Source organism: Pseudoalteromonas sp. SR44-2 (assembly GCF_014163745.1).
Lineage (GTDB): Bacteria > Pseudomonadota > Gammaproteobacteria > Enterobacterales > Alteromonadaceae > Pseudoalteromonas > Pseudoalteromonas distincta.
Genome location: NZ_JACJDW010000008.1, coordinates 58884 through 85865 on the forward strand (window position 1 = coordinate 58884; position 26982 = coordinate 85865).

Genomic DNA, 26982 nt, shown 5'->3' on the forward strand with positions numbered 1-26982 from the left:
TAATTTATCTTTGTATTTGCGTTTAAAATACATTTTTAAGCCAATTAATATTAGGAGATGCTTCTCCTGTAATGGCTACATAATCAATTCTTAGTGCTTGGTTAGTTAAATTTTTAGCTGCTAAGTAATGATAAATACTACGTTTCAATCGAGCTTGTTTTTGTGGGCTAAGTGCATAGTTGGCACCGCCACGGGCATTATTTTTGCGAAACTTGACCTCAATGAATACAAGGGTGTCGCCTTCTTTCATAATGACATCAAGCTCGCCAAAGGGGCAGTAATAATTACGTTCAATGGGTGTTAAGCCCTGAGTAACTAAGTATTTTTGCGCTTCAAGCTCATAATACTGGCCTTTTTCGCGACTATTGTGCCACAGCTCTTTAAACCACGACATGCCGCCCCCTTAACTTAATAAAGTTTAATTTATAGTTTGTATATCACCCGCTGATTGCATAAACAATGGTACCGGGCGTTGTGTTTCTAATTGCACAGGCTTAATGCGACGGTTTGTATATTGAGCCCAGTCGAGCATACGTTCTATATGGCCGCTGGTATTAACAGATAGCTTACCGCTTAAACCACTATATTGGTTGCCTGGCATTACGCTTAACTGTCTAATGTCATGTAATATTGATACTGCATCGTATGCCATTGCAAATAAGCGTTGGCTAATATCAATTTGCTCTGGCCATAGAGAGTTGTACTGCTGGCGTAAATTATGTTGTTTAATTTGTGAATCAAGCATCCACGGTAATTCAGTGAAGTATAGGCCGTCTAAGTCGCCTTTGTCTGTACTGTCAATTTGTTTACTATGACTTTTAGAGCTTGCATAAAGTGGAATGCGATCAGCAAATGTACTGACGTTTACATCAAGGTAAGGTTTAATTAAGCGAGTTTCTATTGCATCACCCAAAATATAAATAACGTCTATATCACTGCGTGAACGCGTTTCGTTTTCTACTTCTTGCTTAAATAATGCTTTAACTGTTTGTATGCGATCTTTTGACTTATCAACCTCTAATAAGCTGGTAATTGTGTTCGGCATATCTTTTTTATCGTTATAAAAACCGATTTGCGGCTTGGTTTCGCTGTAGCGTTGCCACTGTAGGTTAAAATAATCAACTAAACGTTGGCCATTTGCATTATTTGGCGCAAGCAGCATAGGCTTTTGATAGCCCTTAGTTAAAAAGTGTTCCAGAGCTTGTTGTACTTCGTGCTCAGGGTTCAATGCAAAGTAATAATGCTGAAGCGAAATGCGCTCACCATCAAAGGTGTTTAAATGCAGTACCGGAGTATCAATAAGAGTTTGTGCATTGGCTAGTTTATCAATATTTGCTTTAAGTAGAGGACCAATTACAAAATCAGGCTTTATTTCTTCAAGTTGCGCTGCGATTTCCTCAGTGCTTAGGTTTTCATCAATAAAAATAGTGTCGTTGATCGTTTGCGTATCAAGTGCAGCTAACACACCGGCTTTAAGCGCATCACCTAAGCGTTCGTTAGGGCCTGATTGTGGAAACAACACAACTAAACGCTCTATATTAATAGGGGCGAGCTCAGTAAGCATTTCGTCTTGTTCAGGTAATACAGAAGAAGCCGGATGCCCAATATAGCGCCTGCGCCAATTATTAATTGCTTGGTCTAGCTCCACGCCACTACTTGCATATACTTGATAGTATAGACCAAGGTTTACCCAGCCTTGCTGGATAACCGAACCACGGTTAAAACGTTCAAGCGCATATGAAGAGAGCTGTTTTAAGTTATCCCACAAATTTTGATTGAGCTGAGGGATTTCTATATTATTTTTTGTGGCTGTCTCAGAAGCTCTAAAGAAATAAGGGGCAGCTTTTTTTGGAAAATTTTGCGATGCATAAATACTGGCTGTTAAAAACTGATGCCAAGCAAAATGCTCAGGTTGAGTAAGTTGTCCGTCTAGCGATTGTAAAATCACCAAAGCTTGATCATTCTTATTCTGTTGTTTTTGTGCAAATGCTATATAAAGACGGTTTTGGATTTGATCAACACTTGCGGTTAATTCAAGCTCATTACCTATTTTCTCTAACAAAGGCCAGTTTTGCTCACTAATTGCGGCATCACGGGCGCTATACAATAACTGTATTTTATCGGCACCTTGGCGGTTTTGCGCCAATTGGTAGATAGATTGCGCACTGGTTGCCTGATTTTGCGGTGCATTAGTGCGGTTACTTACGTTATCTCTGTTTTTAGTTGGTTTTTCGGTTGTGCTACACGCCGATAACCCTGACAATATAATTAATAGACTAACTAGTTTAAGTCGCACAATGATTTCCCAATACGTTAACGCGATTTGCTTATATTACTGACTGACGCAGGAGACCTCAATGTTAAATGAGGAGAATTCACAGAAAATTGGCACTCTTTACATTGTTGCCACCCCAATTGGCAATTATGACGACTTAAGTCACCGTGCCATTGCGACATTATCGCAAGTTGACTTAATAGCTGCTGAAGACACTCGCCATACCGGCAAGCTACTTAGCCACTTTGGAATTAAGGCAAAAACGTTTGCATTACACGACCACAACGAAAAGCAAAAAGCACAGCAAATTATTGATCAACTTAATCAAGGTTTAAATATTGCTTTAGTATCTGACGCTGGTACACCGCTAATTAGTGATCCAGGCTACGCTGTGGTAAATCTATGTCGCGAACAAGGCGCTCATGTTACACCTGTTCCAGGTGCATGTGCTGCAATTACAGCCGTATGTTGTTCAGGCTTACCAACTGACCGCTTTCAGTTTATTGGTTTCACGCCAGCTAAAAGCAAAGCTCGCCAAGACTTTTTTACCGAAGCTGTTAACTCAGGCATTACCAGCATAATGTACGAAAGTACGCACCGTATTATGGCAAGCCTTGATGATTTAGCACTAGCCCTTGGTGATGAGCAGCAAGTCGTGTTTGCTAAAGAGCTAACCAAAACCTTTGAAACATTTTTTAATGGTAGTGTAAGTGAGCTTAAACAGTTTTTAACAGATGATCCTACCAAGCAGCGCGGCGAAATAGTGCTGATGCTTGCGGGCAAACCAAAGCAAATAGACGATGTTCCGCCTGAAGCGCGCAAAATGTTGGCACTGCTTGAGAGTGAAATGCCAATGAAAAAAGCCTGTGGCGTTGTAGCCGAATACTTTGGTATGAAGAAAAACGCTTTATATAAAACAATTATTGAAGAAAAAGAGTAAATTTTACTGCGCTTGGTATTAGCCTCATGTATACTGCGCGCCGAGTCAGCCAAGATGATCGCTGCCTGTGACGAAAATGATCAGGGGGAGGAAAGTCCGGGCTCCATAGGGCAGAGTGCCAGCTAACGGCTGGGGGGCGTGAGCCCACGACAAGTGCAGCAGAGAGGAGACCGCCAATCTCGATTGGTAAGGGTGAAAGGGTGCGGTAAGAGCGCACCGGGCCGCTAGTAATAGTCGGTTGCAAGGTAAACTCCACTCGGAGCAAGACCAAATAGGGTTCTATCATTTTAAATAATGAACGCGTGGCCCACGTGAGAACCGGGTAGGTTGCTTGAGCCATAGAGCGATTTATGGCCTAGACGAATGATTATCACTTTCTTCGGAAAGGACAAAACCCGGCTTACCGGCTGACTCACTCATTCAATAAAAAGCCCGCAGTTAACGCTGCGGGCTTTTTTGTGTCTAAATTTTAGTTAATACAACTTCAGCATTATTAAATAATATTTTTACCTTGTTCTGGGTCTCTTGATTGTTCTGCTTGTTCACGTATTTCGTCGGTATCACTGCTTACATCATCAAGTGTTTTAGTTTGATCAACCGTTTCATTTTTTTCGCTTTGTACTTGCGATGGTTGTTTTTCCTCTAAACTAGAAACATTTTTACTAGGGTCGGTGAGTATAATTCTTTCTCGTGCGTCATCAGGCATGCTGATGTTTTGTTTTGTGAACTCATTGACTAATTTGCGCATAAGCTGGGAAGCTACTTTTAATGGGCTGTGTTGCTCGCTATTAACCCAAAAATACAAAACGAAGTTAATAGTAGATGAGCCTAAGTTTTTTATTAAAACCTGCGCAGGTGGATCGCTAAGCATCGCATTTTGTTGATTGGCAATATCTAGGGCGAGGGTCTGTGCGCTGCGTATATCATTATCATAGCCAATACCAATTTCTACTTTTCCGCGCATTTTTGGATTGGCAGTCAGGTTTTTAATAGTATTTTTATATACCGTCGCATTTGGTATTTGAATATGATTGCCATCGTAATCAACAAGTGTGGTTGCTCTTGCGGTTACTTTTTTAACAACACCTAAACGATTGTCTACTTCAATTACATCGTCGATTTTAAAAGGCCTTTGTATGCTCAGTAATAAACTAGCGATAAAGTTCTCAGCTATGTCTCTAAAGGCAAAACCTAATATAAGTCCTATTAGTCCCGTGCCACTCATAATGGCAACAGCAAACTCGGTAAGCCCTGCTAAGCGCAGGAATAAGTACACGCCAAATAAAATAATTAAAGTGCTTATACTGCGCCTAACAACTAGATGAACTAGTTTACTGTCAGTCATGTAGTCAATAGGCTTTATAAGCAATCGAGAAAGTGGCCCTGCAATTAAATAGCTTAATGCTAAAAGTATTATACCGAGTAATAGTGTGGGTAATATTTGCGCTGTTGCATGAAGTAATTGCACAGCTTGTTCATGAAAAAACTGCCACGTAAACACATCGCCTTGAAAACTTTGCGTGCTGGGAGGCGTATTGTTTAAAGCTATAATGTTTGATTGGCTACTAGGCATGGCTTATCGTCCGTGTTTGGTTTTTATAATCGTTAATATTAGGTAATAGCAAGTTTAGTACCAAATACTTTATTTAACTTGGCAAACATTTTGCTGTAGTAATGTAATACAAATATTGAGGTTCAGAATGAAAGAAGCTAAACGAGGACAGCAAGCTGAGCAGCCTGCACATATACCTTTTATAGGTTGGTGGGATATTGTTAAGCGCATTTTTAAGCAAATGAGTGAAGATAACTTATCTATAGTGGCAGCGGGTGTGGCATTTTATGCGTTACTTGCTATTTTTCCGGCCATTGCGGCGATGGTATCTGTGTATGCGTACTTTTCATCCCCTGCAGATATTAGTGATCATTTAAGTAAAATAGTTACTTTGCTCCCACCAAGTACCAGTGAACTAATTTTATCTCAGGTTTCTAGCCTTGCAAAAACATCAAGTGCCAGCTTGAGCTTAAGTGCAATCGGTACGCTTATACTTACTATTTGGAGTAGTTCTAAGGGCAGCCAAGCACTTATTACTGCGTGTAATATTAGTTATCGTGAATATGAAAAACGTTCATTTTTTAAAGCTCAATTAGTACGCTTTTTATTTTCGGTAGGGGCGATTGTTGTCGCAATTTTTGCGTTATTAATTATTGGTATTTTACCTATTGTGCTTAATTTAGTGGGGCTAAAAGAAAGTATAGATTTATTAATTAAACTCATCTCTTGGCCATTATTAGCTTTTACCTTTAATTTTGCATTGGTACTTTTATATCGTTATGCCCCACACCGTAAACCGGCCAAATGGCGTTGGATCACGATGGGTTCGTCTATTGCTACTGTACTTTGGATTTTGGCATCTATAGGTTTTTCTTTTTATGTGTCGCGTTTTTCTAGTTACAACGAAACTTACGGCTCACTAGGTGGTGTAGTGATCATGTTGATGTGGTTGTATATCAGCGCTTATATAATCACATTAGGTGCTGTTATTAATGCAGCTACTGAGCAGCAAACAGGTAAAGACAGTACTATAGGCCCAGCTAAAGAGCGTGGGCAGCGAGGCGCCTATGTGGCAGATCACCTCGATGTAAAAAATGAATAGCCATTAGCTAGCTAAGTTAGTGAGAGCCGTTAGCTGCTCTTTAAACTCTTGTGCTGCAGGACCAAGCCTGTCGTTGTCGTTGCACATTAAATGTAAATTAAGGGTGCGGGTTGTACCTTGGTCTAAATTAAGTGGGATGAGCGTTTTATCTTCAATTAAATGTGCTATTTGTGTTTTTGGCAGCCAAGCGTAACCCAAATTTTGACTAACCATATCAATAGAGTTGCGTAAATGGCTGACTGTCCAGCGCATATCAGCACCTAACCAGCCATCATTGTGACTGGTGTGGGTTGCTGAGTCGCGAACTACTATTTGCCGGTGTAGCTTTAAATCGCGAAAGTTGAGTTGTTCAGTTTGTTGGTGTAATACATGGTCTTTATGCGCAACGGCTATAAACTCTATATCGCATAACGTACTGCAACTAATTCCATAGATAGGAATTGATGAAATGGCTAAATCAACCACTGAGTTATGTAGTAATTCGTTTGCACCGGTTAGCACGCTTTCTACTAAATCAATCTTTAAAAGCGGGTAAAGTTCACTCGTTTTAGCAAGTGCCTGGTATAAAATGGTGTGTGGAAAAACTTCATCAACAGCTATTTTTAATGTGCTTTCTACGCCTTCGCTTAGTGTGCTCGCTACCGATTCTATTTTAGTTGCTTCTTCAATTAAAAATTCAGCTCTGCGTAAAATTAGTTTACCGCTATCGGTTAAAAATGCTTTACGACCTTTTACTTCAAGCAACTTAATTTGCAAGGCGGCTTCAAGTTTTTGAACAGCATGGTGTACGGTTGACTGACTTTTATGTACAGCCGCACTTGCGCCTGCAAATCCGCCGTGATCCACAACCGCTTTAAACATTCGCCATTGCTCTAATGTTGCTTTTGCCATTTTAAAATCCTGTTACTACTTATATCTGATTGTTTAACTTGACCGCGCAGACGCATTATTTATTGCGTAACAGTAATTTTTTGTTTATTTATTTTAATAAAGCGACTTTTTTATCAGCTAGAAGTGCCATAAAACTGCTTTTATTTAAAGGTCTTGAAAATAAATAACCTTGTCCGTAATCACATCCTGCTTCAAGTAATAGCTGCATTTGTAATTTAGTTTCAATTCCTTCAGCGATTACTTTTAAGCCCAGTTGATGCGCCATAACAATTATTGCTTCACACAGTGCAAGTTCTTGACTGCCTACTTGGATATTATCAACAAAACGTTTATCTATTTTTAAATAATCGGTATCCATTTCTTGTAAGTAAGCGAGCGACGAATATCCGGTGCCAAAATCATCAAGGGCAAGCTGCATACCTGATTTTACTATTTCTTTTAAGCGACGTTGCGTTAATGCTTCGGGGTTAATCATTAGGCCTTCAGTTATTTCTGCCACAATTGAGGATGCAGGTAATTTTGCAGCTTTAAGCATATCGTACCATTCATCTATACCACTCTCTGGCGTGGATAACTGCACTGGCGACACGTTTACACTTATTTGAAAAGTGTCATCGGTTAGGGTTTTTATATCTTTAAGCGTTTGCAAGGTTTGAGCAAATACAAATTGGCCAATTGCATTTATTTGCCTGGTTTCCTCAGCAAGTGAAATAAATACGACAGGGCTAATTAGGCCTTTTTCGGGATGTTGCCAACGAATAAGTGCTTCAGCTTTATGAATATGTAAATCATTCAAAGCAACAATGGGCTGATAAAACAACTCAAACTGCTCAAGTTCTATGGCACTTCGTAAGTCTTTTAATAGCACCATGCGTGCGTGTGCATATTCGCGCATGTCAGCAGAGAAAAACTCAAAACAGTTACGACCATTACTTTTTGCTTTATACATAGCCTGATCGGCTGCTTTTAAAAGCTGTTCAGTATTTTCACCATCATTAGGGGCGCATGCTATGCCCATGCTGGCGCTAATAAATAACTCTTCGTTTTCAAGATGTAAAGCCGACGATAGGCTAAGCAAAATATTACTGGCAATTTGATTAATATGACGCGTACTTTTTATACGATTAAACACAATAACAAACTCATCACCACCAATACGTGCCACAAACTCAGCATTTTTTGCCGACTGGACTATGCGTTGCGATACGAGTTTTAATAAGTTATCGCCATAGTGATGGCCTAATGTGTCATTAATATCTTTAAAGTGATCAATATCTAAAAGCATGACAACCAATTGATTGTCGGGAGTAACAACATTTGAAAATCGTTGATTTAATCGCTCCTTTAACTCTAAACGATTTGGTAAGTCAGTTAGGTGATCATAGTGGGCTTGTCGCCAAATTGTTTCATCGGCTTGTTTTTTCTCAGTGAGGTCTGTAAATATCGCGATTCGACGAATAGGTGCGTTGTTTGTATCATAAACCGTATCGATTGTGAGCCACTCAGAGTATAGCTGCCCGTTCTTTTTACGGTTAATAACCTCGCCTTGCCAGCGGCCCGTTTGCTGTAATTCAGACCACATTTTATTGTAAAAATTCTTATCATGTTTTCCTGATGAAAGAATTGAAGAGGAGCGCCCAATAACTTCTTCTTTATTATATAAAGTCGTTTTGCAAAACGCAGGGTTTACATCAAATATTATACCCGCTGGATCGGTGATTGCCATGCCTTCACTACTGTTGTTATACACTAGCAAGGCAAGGTGAAGTGCTTCTTCATTTATTTTTCGTTGTGTTATATCCCTTAGCACAACAACGTATTCATTTTTACTTTGCATTGCACTAATACGTGCTTCAAAGCTACGTTTAGGATCTGATTTTTCGAGTGTAAATTCTAAATTACTCGAAACATCAAGCTTAGATAACTGCGATAACAAAAGCTGCACATTGTTGTGAGAAAGTATTGATGATAAATGAGGTGCTGCAGTGCTGTTTGGGTTTACTTGAGGCTTAAATTGCCCCGTTATGTTGAGAATATCGCCATGGATGTTAATTCTAACGTAACTGTCGGGTAGAGTATTAAGCAAGCTGGTAAGCTCATCATGCTTGTTTTTTAAATTGGCCTCGGCGGTTAACCTAGTTTGCGCCATTGATTTAAAACGCTGATAGAGAGTATTGAGCTCTGGATTATTTGGCTGTATTTTTTGTGACGGCATTTCGCCCTTAGCCAATACGTTTGTTGCATTTGTTAGATTATTAATTGGGTCGATAATGCTGGTTTTAAGCAGCTTACGTGCAATTAAACATAGCACTAGCAGTGATAAAATAAACACACCAATCGCTATAAAAAAATTATTATTTATTTGCTTTAAAGCATGTGTAATAGGAAGTGCAATATGTATATTTAAGCTGTTATTACTTGGATCTTTATAAATAATAGAGTGATGAAGCATTCGATCTTCACCCTTAATAGATTTTATTTTTGTTGATGCCTCATTATCAATCGAAGAATCAGTTGCTAATAAAGTCTTTGCAATATTATCGCCAAGGGCTGCAGTTGTTGGTGGGTAACGCGCTAAAATTTTTCCATTAGAATCAGCGATTGCAGCAATAGAGCCAGGTGGCAATTCAATATTATTAAAAGCATTGTTCCACCAGTCAAGCGCAACAACGATAACTACAACGCCCTGAATTACATTTTTTTTATTAATGATAGGTAACGCAAAGTTAAGGGTGTTTTTTTGCAAGTTTCTATCGTGCTGAAAATAACCTACTGACAATTGGTTACTTTTTAAGGCATTTTGAAAATACGCACGATCTGCAATACTTATTGTTTTGGTTAATCCGCTTGTTGTACACATAACAATGCCATTTGGATCTATAATCCCGATATTGGCAACATGGGCATAAATAGCTCTAAATTGATTAAAATAATAAGGGCAGGACGTTGCTAAATTTTCTTTCTTACTTTCCTCTTTAGCCAAATAACGCGCTAAACGGTCAATATCATCGACTAAGTGCTTTTGCTGTAAAATTAATTGCTTAGCAATGTTTTCTACTTTTTTTTCACTTTGCTCAATAGAGTGGTGGCGTTCAAGCAGCAGAGTAAAAATAATTACAGCGGTGCCCGGAATACTTAGCAATATAAGCAAACGATAAAGCTGATGTTTGAGAGAATAAGTAAAAATAACCATTCCTTAGTTTCGTATTTTGCAATAACAATTGTAGCCAAATTCACTCCAAATAACCATAGTAATTATAAGGTTGAAAATGTAACCAATGAATCAATGTCGTTCTATTTTTTAGAACCTTAAGCTCGATTTAAAGACATAGTTGTTTTGTTTAATGAATGATTTAATAGCCTCATAAACTTATTCTTTAGAGTGAATTAAAAAATGAAAATATCAAAAATACTTACAGCTTATGCAACTCAAGATGGCGATGGCGTGAACATTAGCCGTATACCTGGGTTTGATGGTAAATATTTAGATCCATTTTTGATGATTGATGAACTTAAGTCAGATGACAAAAAAGATTATATGGGAGGCTTTCCTGAGCATCCGCACCGAGGAATTGAAACGTTTACTTATATTCTAAAAGGTGGCTTTGAACATCGTGACCAAATGGGTAACAAAGAAGCAATTAAAGCAGGCGATGTGCAATGGATGAGCACAGGGCGCGGCGTCATGCACAGTGAAATGCCACTCGCTGATGCTATAGATGGTCTGCATGGCTTTCAAATTTGGATAAACATGCCAAGCGCAGAAAAAATGCGTGATTCACGTTATCAAGATACGACTAAAAACCCAGCTCCTAGTTTTACAAATACGCAAGGCGTGACGTTAAAAGCACTTGCGGGATCGTGGCAGTTCGAAAGTGAAACGCTTGCAAGCGAGCTGCAAAGTTTAGCTGCTAATGCGGCGCTCGCTGATATTACATTACCTGCTGGTAAAAGCACTTATTTAGAGCCTTTTAGCCAACAAAAAGTAATGCTTTATATTCATAGCGGCTCACTAATAATGAGCGACAATCAAACAATACCAGCGGGTAAGTTACTTATTTTAGAACCAGGCAGTGATATTAATATTAGCTCTGAGCACGGCGCTGGTGTTTTGGTTTTAGCAGGCGATCCACTTAATCAACCTATTGCTCATATGGGGCCGTTTGTAATGACGACGCAAGCAGAAGTACAGCAAGCAGTGCGTGATTATCAAAACGGTGAGTTTGGCAAAATATAACGGTATTTTTAGGAGAGTTTTATGGGATTATTAGTTAACGGCCAATGGCAAGATAAATGGTACGACACAGATTCAAGTAACGGTAAGTTTGAACGCGAAACGGCGCAGTTACGTCACTGGGTAACTGTTGATGGTAGCGCTGGAATAACGGGCGAGGCCGGATTTAAAGCACAAGCGAACAGGTATCATTTATATGTGTCACTTGCGTGTCCTTGGGCGCATCGAACGCTTATATTTAGAGCGTTAAAAGGGTTGCAAGATTTAATTACGGTGTCGGTTGTTAGCCCTGATATGCTTGATAGTGGTTGGGCTTTTGATACGCAAAACCACAGTACTGGTGATGCTTTATTTAATAGTAACTACTTACATCAAGTGTATATAAAAAATAATCCTAAGTATTCCGGGCGAGTTACCGTACCCGTATTGTGGGATAAAAAGCTAAATAAAATTGTCAGTAATGAGTCTGCCGATATTATACGTATGTTCAATAGTGCATTTAATGAATTAACAGGTAATAACGATGATTACTACCCAGAGGCACTACGACCAAAAATTGATGAATTAAATGCGTTGATTTATCCAAATATAAATAATGGTGTTTATCGTACGGGATTCGCAACAACTCAAGATGCATACGAAGAGGCGTTTAACGATTTATTCAAAGCACTCGATAAAGTAGAAGGGATACTGAGCAAGCAGCGTTATTTAACAGGTAATAGGCTCACCGAGGCAGATTGGCGACTATTCACTACACTCATTCGGTTTGATAGTGTGTACGTTGGCCATTTTAAATGTAATTTACGCACAATTGAAAGCTATCCTGCATTAAGTGGATACCTTAGGGAGCTATATCAAGTTAAAGGAGTGGCTGAAACAGTTGATTTTTATCATATTAAGCGTCATTACTATTTTAGTCACACAATGATCAACCCAACACAAGTTGTGCCAAGGGGTCCAAGTATTGATTACTTATCTGATCACGGTAGAAATGTTTAGCGCTTAAGCTATCAAGTTCACTAGCCAGCCGTATTTTCTTACGAAGCTGGTTTCGCTTTTACCCGCTTGTACTGCTGCACCTGCGATAAAGGCACTTGAAAGCCCAACTTTGGTTACGGCAAAACGCTTTAGTCTATATTGGAACGCTGCATGATGTTGGCGTTTCAATTCACTGCGCGTATCCATTTGCTTACTTAGAGCATCAACGTTTTCATTAGGTGCTTTAATTAAGTAGTTAACTAACATACTAATTTCCTTGTAGGTTAAATAGCTGCTTTAAACTTTTAAGCGTTTTACTAAAGCCAATTTTATTGCTTAAGTAAACTGTATTTTTCCAAAGCCATATTAAACAAGCAACTTGTAGCAAAGTAGCTGTTGCAATACTTAGCCATACCGACCCAAAAACATCGTATACACCGTATCCAACAGCACCTAGAAATCCTGCCCACAACAAAACCAAACCACTGGCAAAGCATCCTAAAAATATAGTGATCAATGCAAGCGATCTAAGCGATAACCGCCATTCAGCTTTAGCAAGCTGGTGGGTGATCTTTCCTTGAGTTTGGTAATCATCCTTGAGCTGCTTAGAATACTCTAAAAGCATTGCAACATGATCTTGCCAATCGTCCTTTTGGCTATGTTGCTCAGTAGTTTGGTCTTGCACATTACCATCCTTGGTTGCTGTTGTTTGTGGGTTATTCATCACTAATTACTTACGGCGAAGTAGTGATGTGATTAGCATACCCGCAGCAAAAGCAATACCCGCCGTTGCTAATGGGTTTTCAGAAGCAAAAGCGCGAGTTTTTGCAGTACATTCACTTAATTTTTCACGTGCAATAAGTTGTTTTTCGCTTAATGCATCTGCTGAGCTAGAAGCTCCTTTACGCACACTGCTTTCAGCTGTTGCAGCTTTGCTAGAAAGTGCATCTACAGCATCGTGCGCCGCTGATGTTGCTTTCTCTGTAAGAGGAGACTCAGTATTTGTTAGTTTAACGTCAGGCTTAACATCTGAAGTTGTATTTGGTTTCGTATTCGTTGCAGTAGCCATAATCAATCCTTAATAAGTTAAAAATTTAAATAGTGATTTAGATGATGCAATGATTAAACCAAACTTGTTATTCATTATAACTTACTGAATTTGATAGGTTTTGTTTGTGTTTTTTAATTTTTGATAATTAGTATTTTAAAATAAACAGTAACTATTACTACACGGCTAGGTAAATTTTACAAAGAGGATAAAAACGCCTTAAAAATTGTAAATATTCATTGGTTATTCAGTAAGCAATGCATGTAAACAGAAAGTTATAAAAGCAAAGCTGATATTTTTCTTTACCTCAATCCCACTTTTTCCCACGTAATTCAAACGCTTCGCTTGAGCCCTTATTTTTTCTAGCTTTGAGACTCACTAAAGCTGGTCAGCTTACTTGACAAAATGGCTTGTCAAGCCCTAAACTGGAGCACTGTGGTAAAAAGTGGTTTTTAGTGGATCTCATTGGATAAAATAAACAAAAAATTGAATAAAACAATTTCAAAGTAGGTTTTTTATGTTTCGTGGCGCGAGTTCACTGAGTTTGGATGATAAGGGGCGTTTTGCGGTACCGACAAAGTACCGAGAATCTCTGTTGTCTGAAGATCAGGGGACAGTTATTTGTACCGTCGCATTAAATGAACCGTGTTTATGGTTATATCCATTAGCTGAGTGGCTCGAAATAGAAAGCCGTTTAGCGAAAATATCTAATATGAATCCACGAGCTCGACGAATGCAACGTATGTTGCTAGGTAACGCTACAGAGTATCAACTTGATAAAAATGGTCGAATTTTGCTTGCGCCGTCATTACGTGCCCATGCATCTCTTGGCAAAAAAATCATGCTGGTTGGTTTGATGAATAAGTTTGAAATTTGGGACGAGGCGCGTTGGCACGAGCAAATGCAGCAAGATACTGAGCTTGAAAGGCTTGGTGATTTTGAACCTAACCAAGATTTAGATAATTTTACACTCTAACGGCACAAAAAAAGGCACACAATAGCTAATGACAGCTCAATTTGAACACGTATCCGTATTAATGGATGAGACCATCGATGCTCTTGCAATTAAGCCAGACGGTATATACATGGATGGTACATTTGGACGTGGTGGCCACTCTGGGCAAATTTTAGCACGCCTTGGTGATGAAGGTCGCCTGCAAGCAATTGACCAAGATCCACAAGCAATACAATCAGCTGAAAAATTTGCTGATGACCCACGTTTTGCAATTGCACACACTCGCTTTTCAAACTTATACGAAGTAGCACAGCAAAACGATCTAATTGGTAAAGTCGATGGCATTTTATTAGACATTGGTGTTTCGTCACCACAACTAGATGACGCTGAGCGTGGCTTTAGTTTTATGAAAGACGGCCCACTCGATATGCGTATGGACCCTACAACAGGTCGCAGTGCAGCACAGTGGTTAGCAGAGGCTGAGTTGGATGATATTACCCACGTAATTAAAAAATTGGGCGAAGAAAAGTTTGGTAAACGCATTGCACACAAAGTACTTGAAGTTCGTGAGCACACGCCAATCACAACTACCAAGCAGCTTGCTGACCTTGTTGATGAAGCTGTACCGGTAAAAGATAAGTTTAAACACCCAGCTACCCGTACTTTTCAGGCTATTCGTATTTACATTAATAGTGAGCTTGAAGAAATTCAAACTGCGCTTCAGTCTGCAGTTAAAGTGCTAAAGCCAGGCGGACGTTTAGTGGTGATTTCGTTTCATTCTTTAGAAGACCGTATTGTAAAACAGTTTATTAGAAAACAGAGTAAGGGAGAAGCATTACCCAGAGGTCTGCCTTTAACTGATGCACAAATAAATAAAAATCTGACGTTAAAAGCAGTGGGTAAAGCTATTAAGCCAAGTGCTGCAGAAGTAGAGCGTAATCCACGTTCTCGTAGTTCTGTACTTAGGATTGCACAGAGGTTGGGATGAGTAAAAAAGCGAGCTATCGGCAACCTAATTTATTCTTTGAAATATTAAAAGGCCTAGGAGCTAATAAGCTAACCTCGGCCTTGTTGGTTGTGATATTCGCTTCTAGTTTAGCTGTTGTGCAAACAACCCACTTAGCTCGTGGCCAACTTATACAGCAAGATCAATTATTACAAGAACGCGATGAGCTCGATTTAGAGTGGCGCTACTTACTTGTTGAAGAAGAATTTTATTCGCAACATGCACGCATTGAAGAAGTAGCTACATCACAATTGAAAATGAAAAGACCTACGAGTCAAGATGAGCAGGTAATAATAGTACAATGAGAAATAGAGGCAAAAAACCAGTCACTAATTTAATCACATGGCGCTTTATGCTGGTGTGTGCAGTTGTGTTTATGGTGTTTGTAACACTCGTATCTCGCGCTGCTTATTTACAAGTAATAGAACCTGATAAAGCACGTTCAGAAAGTGACAAACGTACCGTGCGCGTTGAAAAACTACATGTGCAACGCGGGATGATTTTTGACCGTAATGGTAAAGAGTTAGCGGTAAGTGTGCCTGTTGTAAGTGTATATGCTGATCCTAAAGCATTGCACAAGTCGCTAGTCTCTAAAGTAATTAAACAAGCACGTAAAAGCGGCGAAGATCATTTATCTTTAGCTGAAAATACCGCCGAGCTTGATAAGCGTACTGCACTTTATTATAAAAACGATTTACGCTGGCGTGAGCTTGCAGATGTGCTGCGTATTGATCCTAAGAAGATTAACTCTCGACTTTTAAACGATCCCTCGCGTCGCTTTGTTTATTTAAAGCGCCAAGTTACTCCTGCTGTAGCAAATTATATTGGCGATTTACGCCTACCAGGTATTCATTTACTAGATGAATCTAAACGCTATTACCCCGCCGGTGAGGTTACCGCGCATGTTATTGGTTTTACTAATATAGACGGTAAAGGCATTGAAGGCATTGAAAAGCTATACGAAAATGCTTTAACAGGCGAGGAAGGCCGCCGCACTATACGTAAAGACGCACAAGGGCGTGAAGTAGAAGTGCTTGACGAGCGTGAGCGCGTAGAGCCAGAAAGTATAGAATTAAGTATCGACCAACGAATTCAAGCTATTGCCTACAAAGCTGTAAAATCAGCTGTACTGACTTACAAAGCCACATCGGGCTCAGCTATGGTAGTTGATGTTAAAACCGGTGAAGTGCTGGCAATGGTAAATAGTCCTTCATTTAATCCAAATAACTTAAGCGATGCTGCACCTCATAAGCGTCGTAATCGCGCAATTACAGATTTGTTTGAACCAGGCTCAACTGTTAAGCCTCTAGCCATTTTAGCTGGGCTAGACTACGGCGCCATTCAGGCAGATGACACGATTGATACCTACCCAGGTTGGATGCGTTTAGGTGGTAGTTTAGTTAGAGATACTCGTAATCACGGCGAACTAACACTGCGCGAAATACTAAAGTACTCCTCAAATATGGGGGTTGCGAAGGTTACTCAGTTAGTGCCTAAAGATTACCTTGTTGGCTTATATCAAAAAGTAGGCTTTGGCAGTGACACCGGTACTGGAATGGTAGGTGAAAGCAGCGGTTTGTTTTATCCAAATCGTCGTTGGTCTGACTTTGAAATTGCAACTTTATCATTTGGTTATGCAATTTCGGTAAGTACTGCGCAAATGGCGCGCTTTTATACCATGTTAGGCGCTGGTGGAGTTAATCGACCACTGACTATTTTAAAGCAAGATAATATACCTGAAGGCGAACGTATTTTTAAACAAAAAGACGTAGAAGCCGTAGTCCACATGATGGAAAGTGTATTTGAAAAAGACGGTACTGCTCGCAACATAAAAGTTGATGGGTATCGTGCTGCCGGTAAAACAGGTACATCTAAAAAAGCCGTAGCAGGTGGTTATGGTGATGAATATGTAGGTTACTTTGCAGGTGTAGCACCGGCAAGTAATCCTCGTTTAGCCGTGGTAGTTATGATTAATGAACCAGGTGGTGATGTGTACTATGGAGGTGCCACCGCTGGCCCTGCATTTGCAGAAATCATCTCTAACGCATTAAGAATATTAAACGTAGCGCCTGACAAGGAAGAGGTTGCGTACGTACAAGGTAAAGATAACGATGCGTGATTTAAAGGATATTTTAAAATACATCGAAATAGATGCGCCCTCGCAACTGGTAAAGCATTTACGCCTTGATAGCCGTGAAGTAACGCCAGGTGATGTATTTGTTGCTATTAAAGGCCATACACTTGATGGCGGACAATTTATTGCTAAAGCAATTGAAAATGGCGCAATAGCTATCATTGCTGACAGATTATGTGAATTTGAAAGCAGTTTTGAGCCACTGTATTTAGTCTCAGAGCTTGATAAAAAGCTTCCAGAATTAGCTAGTCGCTTTTATAGCCAACCAAGTCAGACTCTTGATTTAATTGGTGTGACAGGTACAAATGGTAAATCTACCACCACAGCAATGATTGCCCACTTAGCACAATTTTGTAGTACTGAGTCGGCTATTATAGGTACTTTAGGTTATGGCCATCCTGATAACTTAATTCCACTGATAAATACTACTCCTTCAACAGTTGATTTACAGCATATTTTAAGCGATTTAAATTCGCAGCATAAAAAGCTGGTAGCCATGGAAGTATCATCTCATGGGCTAGTGCAACAACGCGTTGCTAAATGTCAGTTTAAAGCGGCTGTGTTTACTAATCTTTCGCGCGATCACTTAGATTACCATGGTGATATGGCAAGTTACGGTGATGCGAAATTAATGCTTTTCCGTGATTTTGAACCGCAAGTTGTAGTGCTCAATCAAGATGACTTTCAAGCTGAGCAATGGCTTGAAAAGTATGATTTTAATAACCTAATTTGTTATGGCCGCAAAAACTTGGCTCCTAAGAATGCCCGATATGTTTATTTTTCTGATGTTGAATATTCAAGTGAAGGTATTTCAGCACAGTTATCGACGAGTTGGGGTGATATTTCAATTAAATCGCCTCTGTTTGGCGAATTCAACTTATATAACTTAACGGCAGCGCTCGCTACATTACTAGGGCTAGGTTATCCGCTTGAGCAGCTAGTTGCTGGTTGTGCGCAGTTACAGCCAGTCGCTGGTCGAATGCAAGCTTTTAGTCAAGCTGGCATGCCAACGTGTGTTGTTGATTACGCCCATACACCCGATGCACTTGCACTTGCATTACAAGCATTGCAGTTGCATGTGCCAGGTGGTGTAAGTTGTGTATTTGGTTGCGGTGGCGACAGAGACAAAGGTAAGCGCGCATTAATGGCGCAAGCTGCAGAGCAAAACGCTAATAAAGTGATTATTACCAGCGATAACCCTCGAACAGAAAATCCTGATGACATTATTGCAGATGTAGCAGGCGGTCTAACCCATCCTCAAAATGCACATTTAGAGGCTGATAGAGCAACTGCAATTCGTTTTGCTATAGAAAACGCTACAGCTGATGATGTTATTTTGATTGCAGGTAAAGGCCACGAAGATTATCAAATTATAGGCGATAAGCGCATCAACTTTTGCGATCGCCGCTATGTACAAGAACAACTAAAAAAAGCAGTAAGAGGGATAACACAATGATCCCAATGGATTTTGATTGGTTAGCTAATGTGCTAACAACCGATTATCAAGGTGATAATCAACACGTGCTTAATATAAATACTGATACTCGCACAGTGTGCGATGGCGAAGTGTTTTTAGCACTTAAAGGGCCAAATTTTGATGGCCATAAATTTATAGCTGAGGCTAAACAAAAAGGCGCTATAGGCGTTATTGTTCAGCACAAAGTTGATGTGGATATTCCACAATTTATAGTAAGCGATACACGTATTGCACTAGGTACAATTGGCACCGCTGTTATGGCCCAAGTGGCGCCTAAAACAATTGCAATTACAGGGAGTGTAGGCAAAACCACCGTAAAAGAAATGTGTGCGGCAATTTTGTCGGTTCACGGTGATGTATTAGCTACTAAAGGTAATTTTAACAACGATATTGGCGTCCCTCTTACGTTATTGCGCTTAGAGCCTCAACATCGTTTTGCTGTTATTGAGCTAGGTGCCAACCACTTAGGTGAAATTGCCTACACCACTGCAATGACAAAACCAGATGTGGCCGTTGTATGTAATGTTGCAGCAGCTCACTTGGAAGGTTTTGGTAGCTTAATGGGCGTTGCAAAAGCTAAAGGTGAGATTTTTGATGGCCTAAAAGATGACGGTGTTGCCATTGTTAATTGCGATAGTGAATTTAGCCAGTATTGGTTAGATAAACTTGAAGGGCGTAATGTTAAACGCTTTTCTACAACCGAAAAACTAGACATTTGGGCAGAGAACATCACGCTTGATGCCAATGCACGTGCAAGCTTTACGCTTTGCACTAAAAACAAGCAAGTGCCTGTTACTTTGGCACTACCTGGTAAGCATAATATTAGTAATGCACTTATCGCTGCGGCGCTGACCAGTGAATTTGATGTAACCCTTGAAGAAATAGCCAATGCACTTGCCACAATGGGTGATGTAAAAGGGCGCGTTAATTTAATTGAAGTGTCTGATTTACTTACCGTGGTTGATGACACCTATAATGCCAATGTTAAGTCGGTAAAGGCTGCGATTGACTTGTTAAGTGATATGCAAGGTCACCGCATTTTAGCACTCGGAGATATGGGTGAGCTTGGTGAAGATGCACGTAAGTACCATAAAGAAGTTGGCGAGTATGCACTTGAACAAGGGATTGATGAGTTATTTACATTAGGCGTGTTAAGTAAATACGCAAGTGATGTGTTTGAACTCCCTAATCGTCACTTTTCGAGCCGCGAACAGATGCAGCAAAAAATTCAAGAAAGCATTAATAAAGTGAATAAAAAAACAACAATAGTAGTGAAAGGATCGCGCAGTTCTCGCATGGAATTATTAGTAACCGATTTAGTTAATGGCCAGCAACAAGCCATCAATGGAGTATCATAATGTTAGTTTGGCTGGCAGAGTATTTAACACAGTATTTTAGTGGTTTTCATGTTTTCTCGTATTTAACGCTACGTGCCATTTTAGGTATTTTAACTGCGCTAATTATGTCTCTTTATTTGGGGCCTAAGTTAATTCGTGGTTTGCAACGTATGCAAATAGGTCAAACAGTTCGCGACGATGGTCCGCAATCGCATTTGTCTAAGTCGGGTACACCGACTATGGGTGGCTTACTTATTTTAGCGGCTATTTTTACCAGCACGCTACTTTGGGCCGATTTATCAAATAAATATGTGTGGGCAACACTGTTTGTAATTGGCTCATTAGGTATTGTTGGCTTTGTTGATGATTACCGTAAAGTTATTCGTAAAGACCCAAAAGGTTTAATTGCTAAGTGGAAGTACTTTTGGCAATCGGTCATTGCATTAGTTGTAGCTACTGCTTTGTACTTTACTAGTGCTCAAGCATCTGAGACATCTCTTGTTGTTCCATTTTTTAAAGACGTATTACCGCAATTAGGTTTGTTTTATATTGTGCTTACGTATTTTGCCATAGTAGGTACATCAAACGCAGTAAACCTGACCGATGGCTTAGATGGCTTGGCGATTGTGCCAATTATTTTGGTGGCTGCAGCATTGGCAATTATTGCTTACTTAACAGGTAATATTAATTTTTCGGCTTACTTACATATTCCACATTTACCGCTGGCGAGTGAGCTTGTAGTTGTGTGTACTGCCATTGTGGGCGCAGGGCTTGGCTTTTTATGGTTTAACACTTACCCAGCACAAGTATTTATGGGCGATGTTGGCTCATTAGCACTTGGTGGCGCATTAGGTATTATTGCTGTTTTAGTACGCCAAGAGTTACTACTTATTATTATGGGTGGTGTATTTGTAATGGAAGCACTATCGGTAATATTACAAGTGGGGTCGTATAAATTACGCGGACAACGCATTTTTAGAATGGCGCCGATTCATCATCATTATGAATTAAAAGGTTGGCCAGAGCCTCGGGTTATTGTGCGCTTTTGGATTATTTCTGTTGTGCTAGTGCTTGCTGGCTTAGCTACTTTAAAGATTCGATAAATGCAGTATTTAAACGAGATAAAAAACAAACAAATAACAGTGCTCGGACTCGGTGTAACCGGTCTGGGCATTGTGCGTTTTCTATTATCTCATGGCCTCGCCCCCAAGGTCGTTGATAGCCGAGCAACCCCGCCGGGGATTGATTGGTTAAAAGAGCATGCGCCAAATCTAGATACCCACTTTGGTAATTTAGATGACGCTGAGCTTTGTTCAAGCAATGTGATTATTATAAGCCCTGGGCTTAGCTTAAAAATACCAGCTGTTGCAAATGCAATTAACGCAGGTGTTGAAGTGATTGGCGACGTTGAGTTATTTGCACGTATTAATACAAAACCGGTTGTTGCTGTTACGGGCTCTAACGGTAAATCAACCGTGGTTACGCTCGCTTATGAAGTATTAAAAGAAGCCGGCTATAAAGTTGCTTTGGGTGGGAATATTGGCACAGCGGTGCTTGATTTACTCAACGATGATTTTGATGTGTATGTACTTGAGTTATCTAGTTTTCAGCTAGATACCACAACGAGTTTAAAACCTGTAAGTGCAACGGTATTAAATGTGTCAGAAGATCACCTTGACCGATACGATAGTTACCAAGCTTATATAGACTCAAAGCTAAGTATTTATGACGGTGCAGAGCTTATTGTTGTCAATGCCGACGATATTCAAACACATCCAGTTGAGCGTGGTACAACCCCCCTAATCAGCTTTGGTGCTCAACAAGGTGATTACCATTTAGCGCAGCATAATGGCGAAACTCATTTTATGCTTAAAGGCGATACCTTTTTACCTGTTGATACGCTTGCAGTAGTGGGTAAACACAATTATTTAAATACGCTTGCAGTAATGGCGCTTTTAAGTCCGTTTGAAGTAAGTAAAGAGCAATATAAGAACGCGTTAGGTCAATTTAATGGATTGGCTCACCGCTGCCAATTTGTAGCTGAGCTTAACGGTGTAAAGTATTTTAACGATTCAAAGGCAACGAATGTTGGAGCGACCATTGCTGCAATAGATAGTTTGGCTAGTAATGGTGAAAACCTGATTGTTATTGCAGGTGGCGATGCTAAAGGCGCTGATTTAAACGCACTTAAACCCTACATAGAACAGCATGTAAAAGCATTAATTTGTTTTGGTAAAGATGCAAGTGACTTAGCTGCGATTACCAATAAGAGCTATTTAACTAACAACATGGAAGAAGCCGTTGCTTTGGCCAACGTACTTAGTAGTACAGGCAATGTTGTTTTGTTAGCACCTGCATGTGCCAGCATTGATATGTATAACAACTATATGCAACGCGGTGATGACTTTATTCAATGTGTTATGGCAGGGCAACTATGATTGCTTTTGCCGATATAAGAGATGCATTAACACCAAAACCTTCAGGTCAGTTGTATGATGTACCGCTGCTGTACTGCGTAATTATGTTAATTGGTGTTGGTTTTATCATGGTAACCAGCGCTTCAATGCCGACCGCTGAGCGGTTATTTGATGACCCATACCATATTACTATTCGCCACAGCATGTTTTTGGCAATGTCTTTTGTGCTTTTTTGGATAAGTGTTTGTGTGCCAATGGATTGGTGGAAGCGATCCAACCCTTATTTATTAATACTAGGCATGGTGCTGTTAATAGCGGTATTGATTGTTGGGCGTGAAGTGAATGGTGCTAAACGATGGATACCTATTGGACCTGTTGGTTTTCAGGTGGCTGAGGCCGCTAAATTATACTTTTTTAGTTATATTGCGGGTTATTTGGTAAGAAAACGCGAAGAAGTACAAGAAAATATTAAAGGCTTTGCAAAGCCAATAGCTGTATTTGCAGTGTATGCGCTGCTTATTTTGCTGCAACCTGATTTAGGAACAGTGGTTGTTATGTTTGTAACAACAGTTGGTTTACTGTTTTTAGCTGGCGCTAAATTATGGCAGTTCTTTGTACTTATTCTAACTGGCGTCGGTTTGGTTGTATTACTGATTATTGTTGAACCATATCGAATGGCGCGTGTTGTCGGCTTTTTAGACCCTTGGGATGATCCTTTTGGTAAAGGTTATCAGTTGGTTCAATCGCTAATGGCTTATAGCCAAGGTGGTTGGTTTGGCCAAGGCTTAGGTAACAGTGTACAAAAACTGCAATATTTACCTGAAGCGCATAACGATTTTATTTTTGCTGTAATAGGTGAAGAACTTGGTTTAATAGGCGTTGTAAGTATTTTAATGGTATTAGCTACTTTAGTATTTAGAGCGTTATTAATAGGCCAACAAGCGCTTAAGTGTGGCAAAGAATACGAAGGCTATTTTTCGTTTGCCATTGGTATTTGGTTTGCATTTCAAACCATGGTGAATGTAGGTGCGAGCGCGGGTATTTTGCCAACTAAGGGTTTAACCCTGCCATTTATTTCTTATGGTGGTTCAAGCTTGTTAATTATGACCATTGCCACGGGCATTTTATTGCGTGTTGATTTTGAAACCAAAATGGCAACCAAACAAGCCACCTCACGTGGAGGCAAGCGATGAGTAAAAAATTAGTAGTAGTGGCTGGTGGAACTGGCGGACACATTTTTCCTGGTATTGCAGTGGCTGATTATTTAAAACAGCAGGGCTGGCAAGTTAGCTGGATTGGCACACCAGATCGAATGGAAGCAAGCGTTGTACCTAAGCATAATATAGATATTGATTTTATTAATGTAAAAGGTGTTCGTGGTAACGGATTAAAACGTCTTATTAAAGCCCCATTCATGGTAGTTAATGCAGTATTGCAAGCGCGTAAGGTATTGAAAGAACAGCGTCCTGATGTAGTACTCGCAATGGGCGGTTATGTTACGGGACCCACGGGAATTGCCGCAAAGAGTTTAGGTATTCCGCTGGTTATTCACGAGCAAAACGCTGTAGCGGGTATGAGCAATAAACTGCTAGCTAAGGTGGCTACACGTGTATTAGCAGCATTTCCAAGTGCTTTTGCACAGGGTCAAGCCGAGCTAGTAGGTAACCCAGTTCGCCAAAGCGTTATGAATATAGCCAAACGCGATGTATCAAGCCCTATTAATATTTTAGTGGTAGGGGGCTCGCTCGGTGCACAAGTGCTTAATCAAACATTACCAGAAGCATTTAAAGTACTAAATAATACAGCTCCTATAAGCGTATGGCATCAAACAGGTAAAGGTCATTTATCTACTGTAGAAACAGCTTATAAAATGCATGGCTTTGCGGATGGTAATACAAAAATAGCTGAATTTATTGATGATATGGACGCGGCGTATAGCTGGGCTGATATTGTTGTTTGCCGCGCTGGTGCATTAACTGTTAGCGAAATTGCAGCAGCAGGTAAAATGGCTGTTTTTGTTCCCTTTCCACATGCCGTGGATGACCATCAAACAGCAAACGCACAATATTTAGTGATGGCTAATGGCGCATTATTAATGCCACAAGGGCAGTTTAATAAACAATCAATTGTTGAACTATTAAGCCCATATTTAGCCCAACCTTCATTAATTACTGAAATGGCTACAAATGCAAAAAAACAAGCCATTTTAGATGCCACAGCAAGCGTAGCAACGCACTGTGAGCAAGTAACAAATAAGAGAAAATAAGTGAAAGAAACGTCAGTACAAGAAAAACACACGCGCCCAGCAATGCGCCGAATAGAAACCATTCACTTTATTGGTATTGGTGGAGCCGGTATGGGCGGTATTGCTGAAGTACTCGCTTTTGAAGGCTACCGTATTACAGGTTCTGACATTGCTCATAGCGCTATGACAGATCGCTTAATTAAAGCCGGTGCTGAGGTATTTATTGGCCATCATGAAAATAACGTGAAAGATGCCAATGTAGTGGTTGTTTCAAGCGCGATTGATGAAACAAATCCTGAAATTATTGCAGCTAAAGCCGCAAGAATCCCTGTTGTGCGCCGCGCAGAAATGCTCGCAGAGCTAATGCGTTTTCGCCACGGTATAGCGATTGCGGGGACGCATGGTAAAACAACGACAACAAGCCTAATTGCAAGTATTTATGGACAAGCAGGACTTGATCCAACTTTTATTATTGGTGGCTTGTTAAATAGCGCAGGTAGTAACGCAAAAGTAGGTAAAAGTGATTTTTTAATAGCAGAAGCTGATGAAAGCGATGCGTCGTTTTTACACTTGCAGCCAATGGTCTCGGTGATCACAAATATTGAAGAAGATCACATGGATACTTATGGCGGCAGTCTTGAAAAAATGAAAGACACGTATGTCGATTTTATTCATAACTTGCCGTTTTATGGTTTAGCTGTTGTATGTATTGATTCTGAAGTTGCAGCTGAGCTTATTCCTCGCTTTGGTCGCCCAGTTATTACGTATGGCGAATCGAAAGATGCTGATTATCGCATGAGCGACTTTAGCCAATCAGCTAATACGTGCACATTTACAGTAACTAACAAACAAGGTGAGTGTTTAACTGCCACATTGAATATGCCAGGTAGACACAACGCACTTAATGCAACCGCTGCGATTGCTGTGGCAAAAGATCAAAACATTGCGAATCATGCAATTTTAGAAGCGCTGCAGAAGTTTGAAGGCATTGGTCGTCGTTTTCAGCACTATGGTGAATTTGAAAACGAGCGGGGCAATGTGATGTTAGTTGATGATTACGGGCATCACCCTTCAGAAGTTGCAGCAACAATTGCAGCAGTGCGTGAAGGTTGGCCTGATAAGCGTTTAGTAATGGTATATCAACCTCATAGGTTTTCTCGTACACGCGACTTATACGAAGATTTTGTAAAAGTACTTGCTGATGTAGATCAGTTGCTATTACTTGATGTGTACAGCGCTGGTGAAGATCCTATTGTAGGGGCCGACAGCAAAAGTTTATGCCGTAGCCTTCGCCAACGTGGCAAAGAGCCGCTGCACGTAGCAACAAATGCTGAGCTTGCAGGTGTTTTGGCCGCAAATTTACAAAACAATGATTTAGTATTAACCCAAGGCGCTGGTAATATAGGTCAGTTAGTTAAAACATTAGCTGCAACGGGTATGTCGATAGAAAAACTTAAGCAAGGTGAAGTATGACTCAGGTAAACACACAATTTGGTAAAGTAGCGGTACTGCTAGGTGGTAACTCAGCAGAGCGTGAAGTGTCTTTACGATCGGGTCAGGCTGTTTTAAATGCGCTGCAAAATAGTGGTATTGATGCAATTGCATTTGACCCACAAAGTCGTTCTTTGTGGGAGTTAAAAGAATTAAATGTAGATCGCGTTTTTATTGCTTTGCATGGCCGTGGTGGCGAAGACGGCACAGTGCAGGGTGCACTTGAATTTATGAACTTGCCTTACACGGGCAGTAATGTACTAGGTTCAGCACTTGCTATGGATAAAGTACGTTGTAAGCACTTATTTAAATCAGCGGGTTTAAGCACTGCACCTTATACCGTAGTTGATGCTAAAAAAGGCTTTGATGCTAAAGCCATTATGGATGAGTTTAAAAAGGTAATGGTTAAGCCATCGCATGAAGGTTCAAGCATAGGTATGGCGCAAGCAAGTACAACACAAGAGCTTGAAGATGCACTAGCTAATGCATTTAAGTTTGATAACCAAGTACTTGTAGAGCAGTGGATCACGGGACGTGAGTTTACAATTACGGTGCTTGGCGACGATGTACAACCAGTCATTGAGATGACGACACCTAATGGTTTTTACGATTACCAAGCTAAGTATCAATCAAATACAACCCAGTATCATTGCCCTGCAGATTTATCAGAGCAAGATACTAAGTACTTACAAGCCATATCGCTAGATGCGTTTGATTTAGTGGGTGCAAGTGGTTGGGGTCGTGTTGATGCTATGCAAGACGAGCAAGGGAATTTTTACCTGCTTGAAGTAAATACAGTACCAGGCATGACTGAAAAGTCACTAGTACCGATGGCTGCAAAAGCGAACGGGGCAACTTTTGAGCAATTAGTTGTTCGCATTTTAGAGCAAACGCTTTAAT

The 26982-nt window shown here is 40.2% G+C and carries 24 protein-coding genes and 1 other RNA gene; 17 read left to right on the plus strand and 8 right to left on the minus strand.

Translation table 11 applies throughout. The features are described from left to right. Window positions 1-22 precede the first annotated feature (22 nt). Window positions 23-394 (minus strand): YraN family protein, encoded by a 372-nt coding sequence (locus H5115_RS06920; protein ID WP_002957970.1) that lies wholly within the window; start codon window positions 392-394, stop codon window positions 23-25. A 24-nt stretch (window positions 395-418) separates the two neighbouring features. Continuing rightward, on the minus strand, window positions 419-2296 hold the full coding sequence (locus H5115_RS06925; protein WP_182754439.1) for a penicillin-binding protein activator: 1878 nt from the start codon (window positions 2294-2296) through the stop codon (window positions 419-421). A gap of 61 nt (window positions 2297-2357) precedes the next feature. Here H5115_RS06925 and rsmI point away from each other — a divergent pair, with 61 nt between their 5' ends. Further along, on the plus strand, window positions 2358-3215 hold the full coding sequence (gene rsmI / locus H5115_RS06930) for a 16S rRNA (cytidine(1402)-2'-O)-methyltransferase (RefSeq protein WP_024595588.1): 858 nt from the start codon (window positions 2358-2360) through the stop codon (window positions 3213-3215). A 41-nt stretch (window positions 3216-3256) separates the two neighbouring features. Beyond that, window positions 3257-3634, plus strand: an RNA gene (rnpB, locus tag H5115_RS06935) — RNase P RNA component class A. A gap of 74 nt (window positions 3635-3708) precedes the next feature. Here the strand turns inward: rnpB and H5115_RS06940 are convergent. Further along, complete coding sequence (locus tag H5115_RS06940; RefSeq protein WP_182754441.1) at window positions 3709-4788, minus strand: mechanosensitive ion channel family protein; 1080 nt, start codon at window positions 4786-4788, stop codon at window positions 3709-3711. Window positions 4789-4915: 127 nt separating this feature from the next. Between H5115_RS06940 and H5115_RS06945 the strand changes: the two genes are divergently transcribed. Next, on the plus strand, window positions 4916-5869 hold the full coding sequence (locus H5115_RS06945) for a YihY/virulence factor BrkB family protein (RefSeq protein WP_182754443.1): 954 nt from the start codon (window positions 4916-4918) through the stop codon (window positions 5867-5869). 3 nt (window positions 5870-5872) lie between these two features. Here H5115_RS06945 and H5115_RS06950 read toward each other — a convergent pair whose 3' ends face one another. After that, the gene (locus tag H5115_RS06950) at window positions 5873-6760 is read right to left on the minus strand and encodes a LysR family transcriptional regulator (protein WP_182754445.1); all 888 of its coding nucleotides are present in this window, start codon (window positions 6758-6760) and stop codon (window positions 5873-5875) included. Between the two features lie 88 nt (window positions 6761-6848). Next, window positions 6849-9953 (minus strand): EAL domain-containing protein, encoded by a 3105-nt coding sequence (locus tag H5115_RS06955; protein ID WP_182754447.1) that lies wholly within the window; start codon window positions 9951-9953, stop codon window positions 6849-6851. 201 nt (window positions 9954-10154) lie between these two features. Between H5115_RS06955 and H5115_RS06960 the strand changes: the two genes are divergently transcribed. Further along, window positions 10155-10997: a pirin family protein gene (locus tag H5115_RS06960; RefSeq protein WP_182754449.1), complete on the plus strand. Its 843-nt coding sequence runs from the start codon at window positions 10155-10157 to the stop codon at window positions 10995-10997. A gap of 21 nt (window positions 10998-11018) precedes the next feature. Continuing rightward, window positions 11019-11993 carry a glutathione S-transferase family protein gene (locus H5115_RS06965; protein ID WP_182754451.1) on the plus strand — a complete coding sequence of 325 codons (975 nt, stop codon included), beginning with the start codon at window positions 11019-11021 and terminating at the stop codon, window positions 11991-11993. Between the two features lie 3 nt (window positions 11994-11996). On the opposite strand, the gene H5115_RS06970 is transcribed toward H5115_RS06965, so the two are convergent. The 3 genes from H5115_RS06970 to H5115_RS06980 are packed head-to-tail and all read right to left on the minus strand — an operon-like array spanning window position 11997 to window position 13041. Continuing rightward, window positions 11997-12239, minus strand: a complete 243-nt coding sequence (locus H5115_RS06970; protein ID WP_024596383.1) for a hypothetical protein — start codon at window positions 12237-12239, stop codon at window positions 11997-11999. A 1-nt stretch (window position 12240) separates the two neighbouring features. After that, window positions 12241-12696 carry a hypothetical protein gene (locus tag H5115_RS06975; protein WP_182719886.1) on the minus strand — a complete coding sequence of 152 codons (456 nt, stop codon included), beginning with the start codon at window positions 12694-12696 and terminating at the stop codon, window positions 12241-12243. Window positions 12697-12702: 6 nt separating this feature from the next. After that, a complete protein-coding gene (locus tag H5115_RS06980) occupies window positions 12703-13041 on the minus strand; it encodes a hypothetical protein (protein ID WP_002957982.1) in 339 nt (112 codons plus the stop codon). A gap of 496 nt (window positions 13042-13537) precedes the next feature. Here H5115_RS06980 and mraZ point away from each other — a divergent pair, with 496 nt between their 5' ends. The 12 genes from mraZ to H5115_RS07040 are packed head-to-tail and all read left to right on the plus strand — an operon-like array spanning window position 13538 to window position 26981. Next, window positions 13538-13996, plus strand: a complete 459-nt coding sequence (gene mraZ, locus H5115_RS06985; RefSeq protein WP_007582904.1) for a division/cell wall cluster transcriptional repressor MraZ — start codon at window positions 13538-13540, stop codon at window positions 13994-13996. 28 nt (window positions 13997-14024) lie between these two features. Continuing rightward, the gene (gene rsmH, locus H5115_RS06990) at window positions 14025-14963 is read left to right on the plus strand and encodes a 16S rRNA (cytosine(1402)-N(4))-methyltransferase RsmH (RefSeq protein WP_024606338.1); all 939 of its coding nucleotides are present in this window, start codon (window positions 14025-14027) and stop codon (window positions 14961-14963) included. Next, window positions 14960-15286 carry a cell division protein FtsL gene (gene ftsL, locus H5115_RS06995; protein WP_002957986.1) on the plus strand — a complete coding sequence of 109 codons (327 nt, stop codon included), beginning with the start codon at window positions 14960-14962 and terminating at the stop codon, window positions 15284-15286. Before rsmH ends, ftsL begins: the two co-directional genes overlap by 4 nt. After that, window positions 15283-17100, plus strand: a complete 1818-nt coding sequence (locus tag H5115_RS07000; RefSeq protein ID WP_002957987.1) for a peptidoglycan glycosyltransferase FtsI — start codon at window positions 15283-15285, stop codon at window positions 17098-17100. Before ftsL ends, H5115_RS07000 begins: the two co-directional genes overlap by 4 nt. Continuing rightward, window positions 17093-18571, plus strand: coding sequence for a UDP-N-acetylmuramoyl-L-alanyl-D-glutamate--2,6-diaminopimelate ligase (gene murE / locus H5115_RS07005; RefSeq protein ID WP_182754453.1), 1479 nt, complete (start codon window positions 17093-17095; stop codon window positions 18569-18571). Before H5115_RS07000 ends, murE begins: the two co-directional genes overlap by 8 nt. Then, window positions 18568-19950, plus strand: coding sequence for a UDP-N-acetylmuramoyl-tripeptide--D-alanyl-D-alanine ligase (gene murF / locus H5115_RS07010; RefSeq protein WP_182754455.1), 1383 nt, complete (start codon window positions 18568-18570; stop codon window positions 19948-19950). The genes murE and murF overlap by 4 nt, the downstream gene beginning before the upstream one ends. Next, the gene (gene mraY, locus H5115_RS07015) at window positions 19950-21032 is read left to right on the plus strand and encodes a phospho-N-acetylmuramoyl-pentapeptide-transferase (RefSeq protein ID WP_002957990.1); all 1083 of its coding nucleotides are present in this window, start codon (window positions 19950-19952) and stop codon (window positions 21030-21032) included. The genes murF and mraY overlap by 1 nt, the downstream gene beginning before the upstream one ends. Further along, on the plus strand, window positions 21033-22367 hold the full coding sequence (murD, locus tag H5115_RS07020; protein WP_182754457.1) for a UDP-N-acetylmuramoyl-L-alanine--D-glutamate ligase: 1335 nt from the start codon (window positions 21033-21035) through the stop codon (window positions 22365-22367). Beyond that, window positions 22364-23539, plus strand: coding sequence for a cell division protein FtsW (ftsW, locus tag H5115_RS07025; RefSeq protein ID WP_024606332.1), 1176 nt, complete (start codon window positions 22364-22366; stop codon window positions 23537-23539). The genes murD and ftsW overlap by 4 nt, the downstream gene beginning before the upstream one ends. Next, window positions 23536-24612: an undecaprenyldiphospho-muramoylpentapeptide beta-N-acetylglucosaminyltransferase gene (murG, locus tag H5115_RS07030; RefSeq protein WP_024596376.1), complete on the plus strand. Its 1077-nt coding sequence runs from the start codon at window positions 23536-23538 to the stop codon at window positions 24610-24612. The genes ftsW and murG overlap by 4 nt, the downstream gene beginning before the upstream one ends. Then, complete coding sequence (murC, locus tag H5115_RS07035) at window positions 24613-26064, plus strand: UDP-N-acetylmuramate--L-alanine ligase (protein WP_039485322.1); 1452 nt, start codon at window positions 24613-24615, stop codon at window positions 26062-26064. Then, window positions 26061-26981: a D-alanine--D-alanine ligase gene (locus H5115_RS07040; RefSeq protein WP_039485318.1), complete on the plus strand. Its 921-nt coding sequence runs from the start codon at window positions 26061-26063 to the stop codon at window positions 26979-26981. Before murC ends, H5115_RS07040 begins: the two co-directional genes overlap by 4 nt. Window position 26982 lies beyond the last annotated feature (1 nt).

Excerpts from the sequence above, each read along its gene's own strand:
- H5115_RS06920 (WP_002957970.1), bottom strand. The coding sequence starts at position 394 with ATGTCGTGGTTTAAAGAGCTGTGGCACAATAGTCGCGAAAAAGGCCAG.
- H5115_RS06945 (WP_182754443.1), top strand. The coding sequence starts at position 4,916 with ATGAAAGAAGCTAAACGAGGACAGCAAGCTGAGCAGCCTGCACATATA.
- ftsL (WP_002957986.1), top strand. The coding sequence starts at position 14,960 with ATGAGTAAAAAAGCGAGCTATCGGCAACCTAATTTATTCTTTGAAATA.
- murE (WP_182754453.1), top strand. The coding sequence starts at position 17,093 with ATGCGTGATTTAAAGGATATTTTAAAATACATCGAAATAGATGCGCCC.
- H5115_RS06980 (WP_002957982.1), bottom strand. The coding sequence starts at position 13,041 with ATGGCTACTGCAACGAATACGAAACCAAATACAACTTCAGATGTTAAG.
- rsmI (WP_024595588.1), top strand. The coding sequence starts at position 2,358 with ATGTTAAATGAGGAGAATTCACAGAAAATTGGCACTCTTTACATTGTT.
- H5115_RS06955 (WP_182754447.1), bottom strand. The coding sequence starts at position 9,953 with ATGGTTATTTTTACTTATTCTCTCAAACATCAGCTTTATCGTTTGCTT.
- ftsW (WP_024606332.1), top strand. The coding sequence starts at position 22,364 with ATGATTGCTTTTGCCGATATAAGAGATGCATTAACACCAAAACCTTCA.
- H5115_RS06975 (WP_182719886.1), bottom strand. The coding sequence starts at position 12,696 with ATGAATAACCCACAAACAACAGCAACCAAGGATGGTAATGTGCAAGAC.
- murG (WP_024596376.1), top strand. The coding sequence starts at position 23,536 with ATGAGTAAAAAATTAGTAGTAGTGGCTGGTGGAACTGGCGGACACATT.
- H5115_RS06950 (WP_182754445.1), bottom strand. The coding sequence starts at position 6,760 with ATGGCAAAAGCAACATTAGAGCAATGGCGAATGTTTAAAGCGGTTGTG.
- H5115_RS06960 (WP_182754449.1), top strand. The coding sequence starts at position 10,155 with ATGAAAATATCAAAAATACTTACAGCTTATGCAACTCAAGATGGCGAT.
- H5115_RS07040 (WP_039485318.1), top strand. The coding sequence starts at position 26,061 with ATGACTCAGGTAAACACACAATTTGGTAAAGTAGCGGTACTGCTAGGT.
- H5115_RS06970 (WP_024596383.1), bottom strand. The coding sequence starts at position 12,239 with ATGTTAGTTAACTACTTAATTAAAGCACCTAATGAAAACGTTGATGCT.
- murD (WP_182754457.1), top strand. The coding sequence starts at position 21,033 with ATGCAGTATTTAAACGAGATAAAAAACAAACAAATAACAGTGCTCGGA.
- H5115_RS06965 (WP_182754451.1), top strand. The coding sequence starts at position 11,019 with ATGGGATTATTAGTTAACGGCCAATGGCAAGATAAATGGTACGACACA.
- mraZ (WP_007582904.1), top strand. The coding sequence starts at position 13,538 with ATGTTTCGTGGCGCGAGTTCACTGAGTTTGGATGATAAGGGGCGTTTT.
- H5115_RS07000 (WP_002957987.1), top strand. The coding sequence starts at position 15,283 with ATGAGAAATAGAGGCAAAAAACCAGTCACTAATTTAATCACATGGCGC.
- mraY (WP_002957990.1), top strand. The coding sequence starts at position 19,950 with ATGTTAGTTTGGCTGGCAGAGTATTTAACACAGTATTTTAGTGGTTTT.
- murF (WP_182754455.1), top strand. The coding sequence starts at position 18,568 with ATGATCCCAATGGATTTTGATTGGTTAGCTAATGTGCTAACAACCGAT.
- H5115_RS06940 (WP_182754441.1), bottom strand. The coding sequence starts at position 4,788 with ATGCCTAGTAGCCAATCAAACATTATAGCTTTAAACAATACGCCTCCC.
- rsmH (WP_024606338.1), top strand. The coding sequence starts at position 14,025 with ATGACAGCTCAATTTGAACACGTATCCGTATTAATGGATGAGACCATC.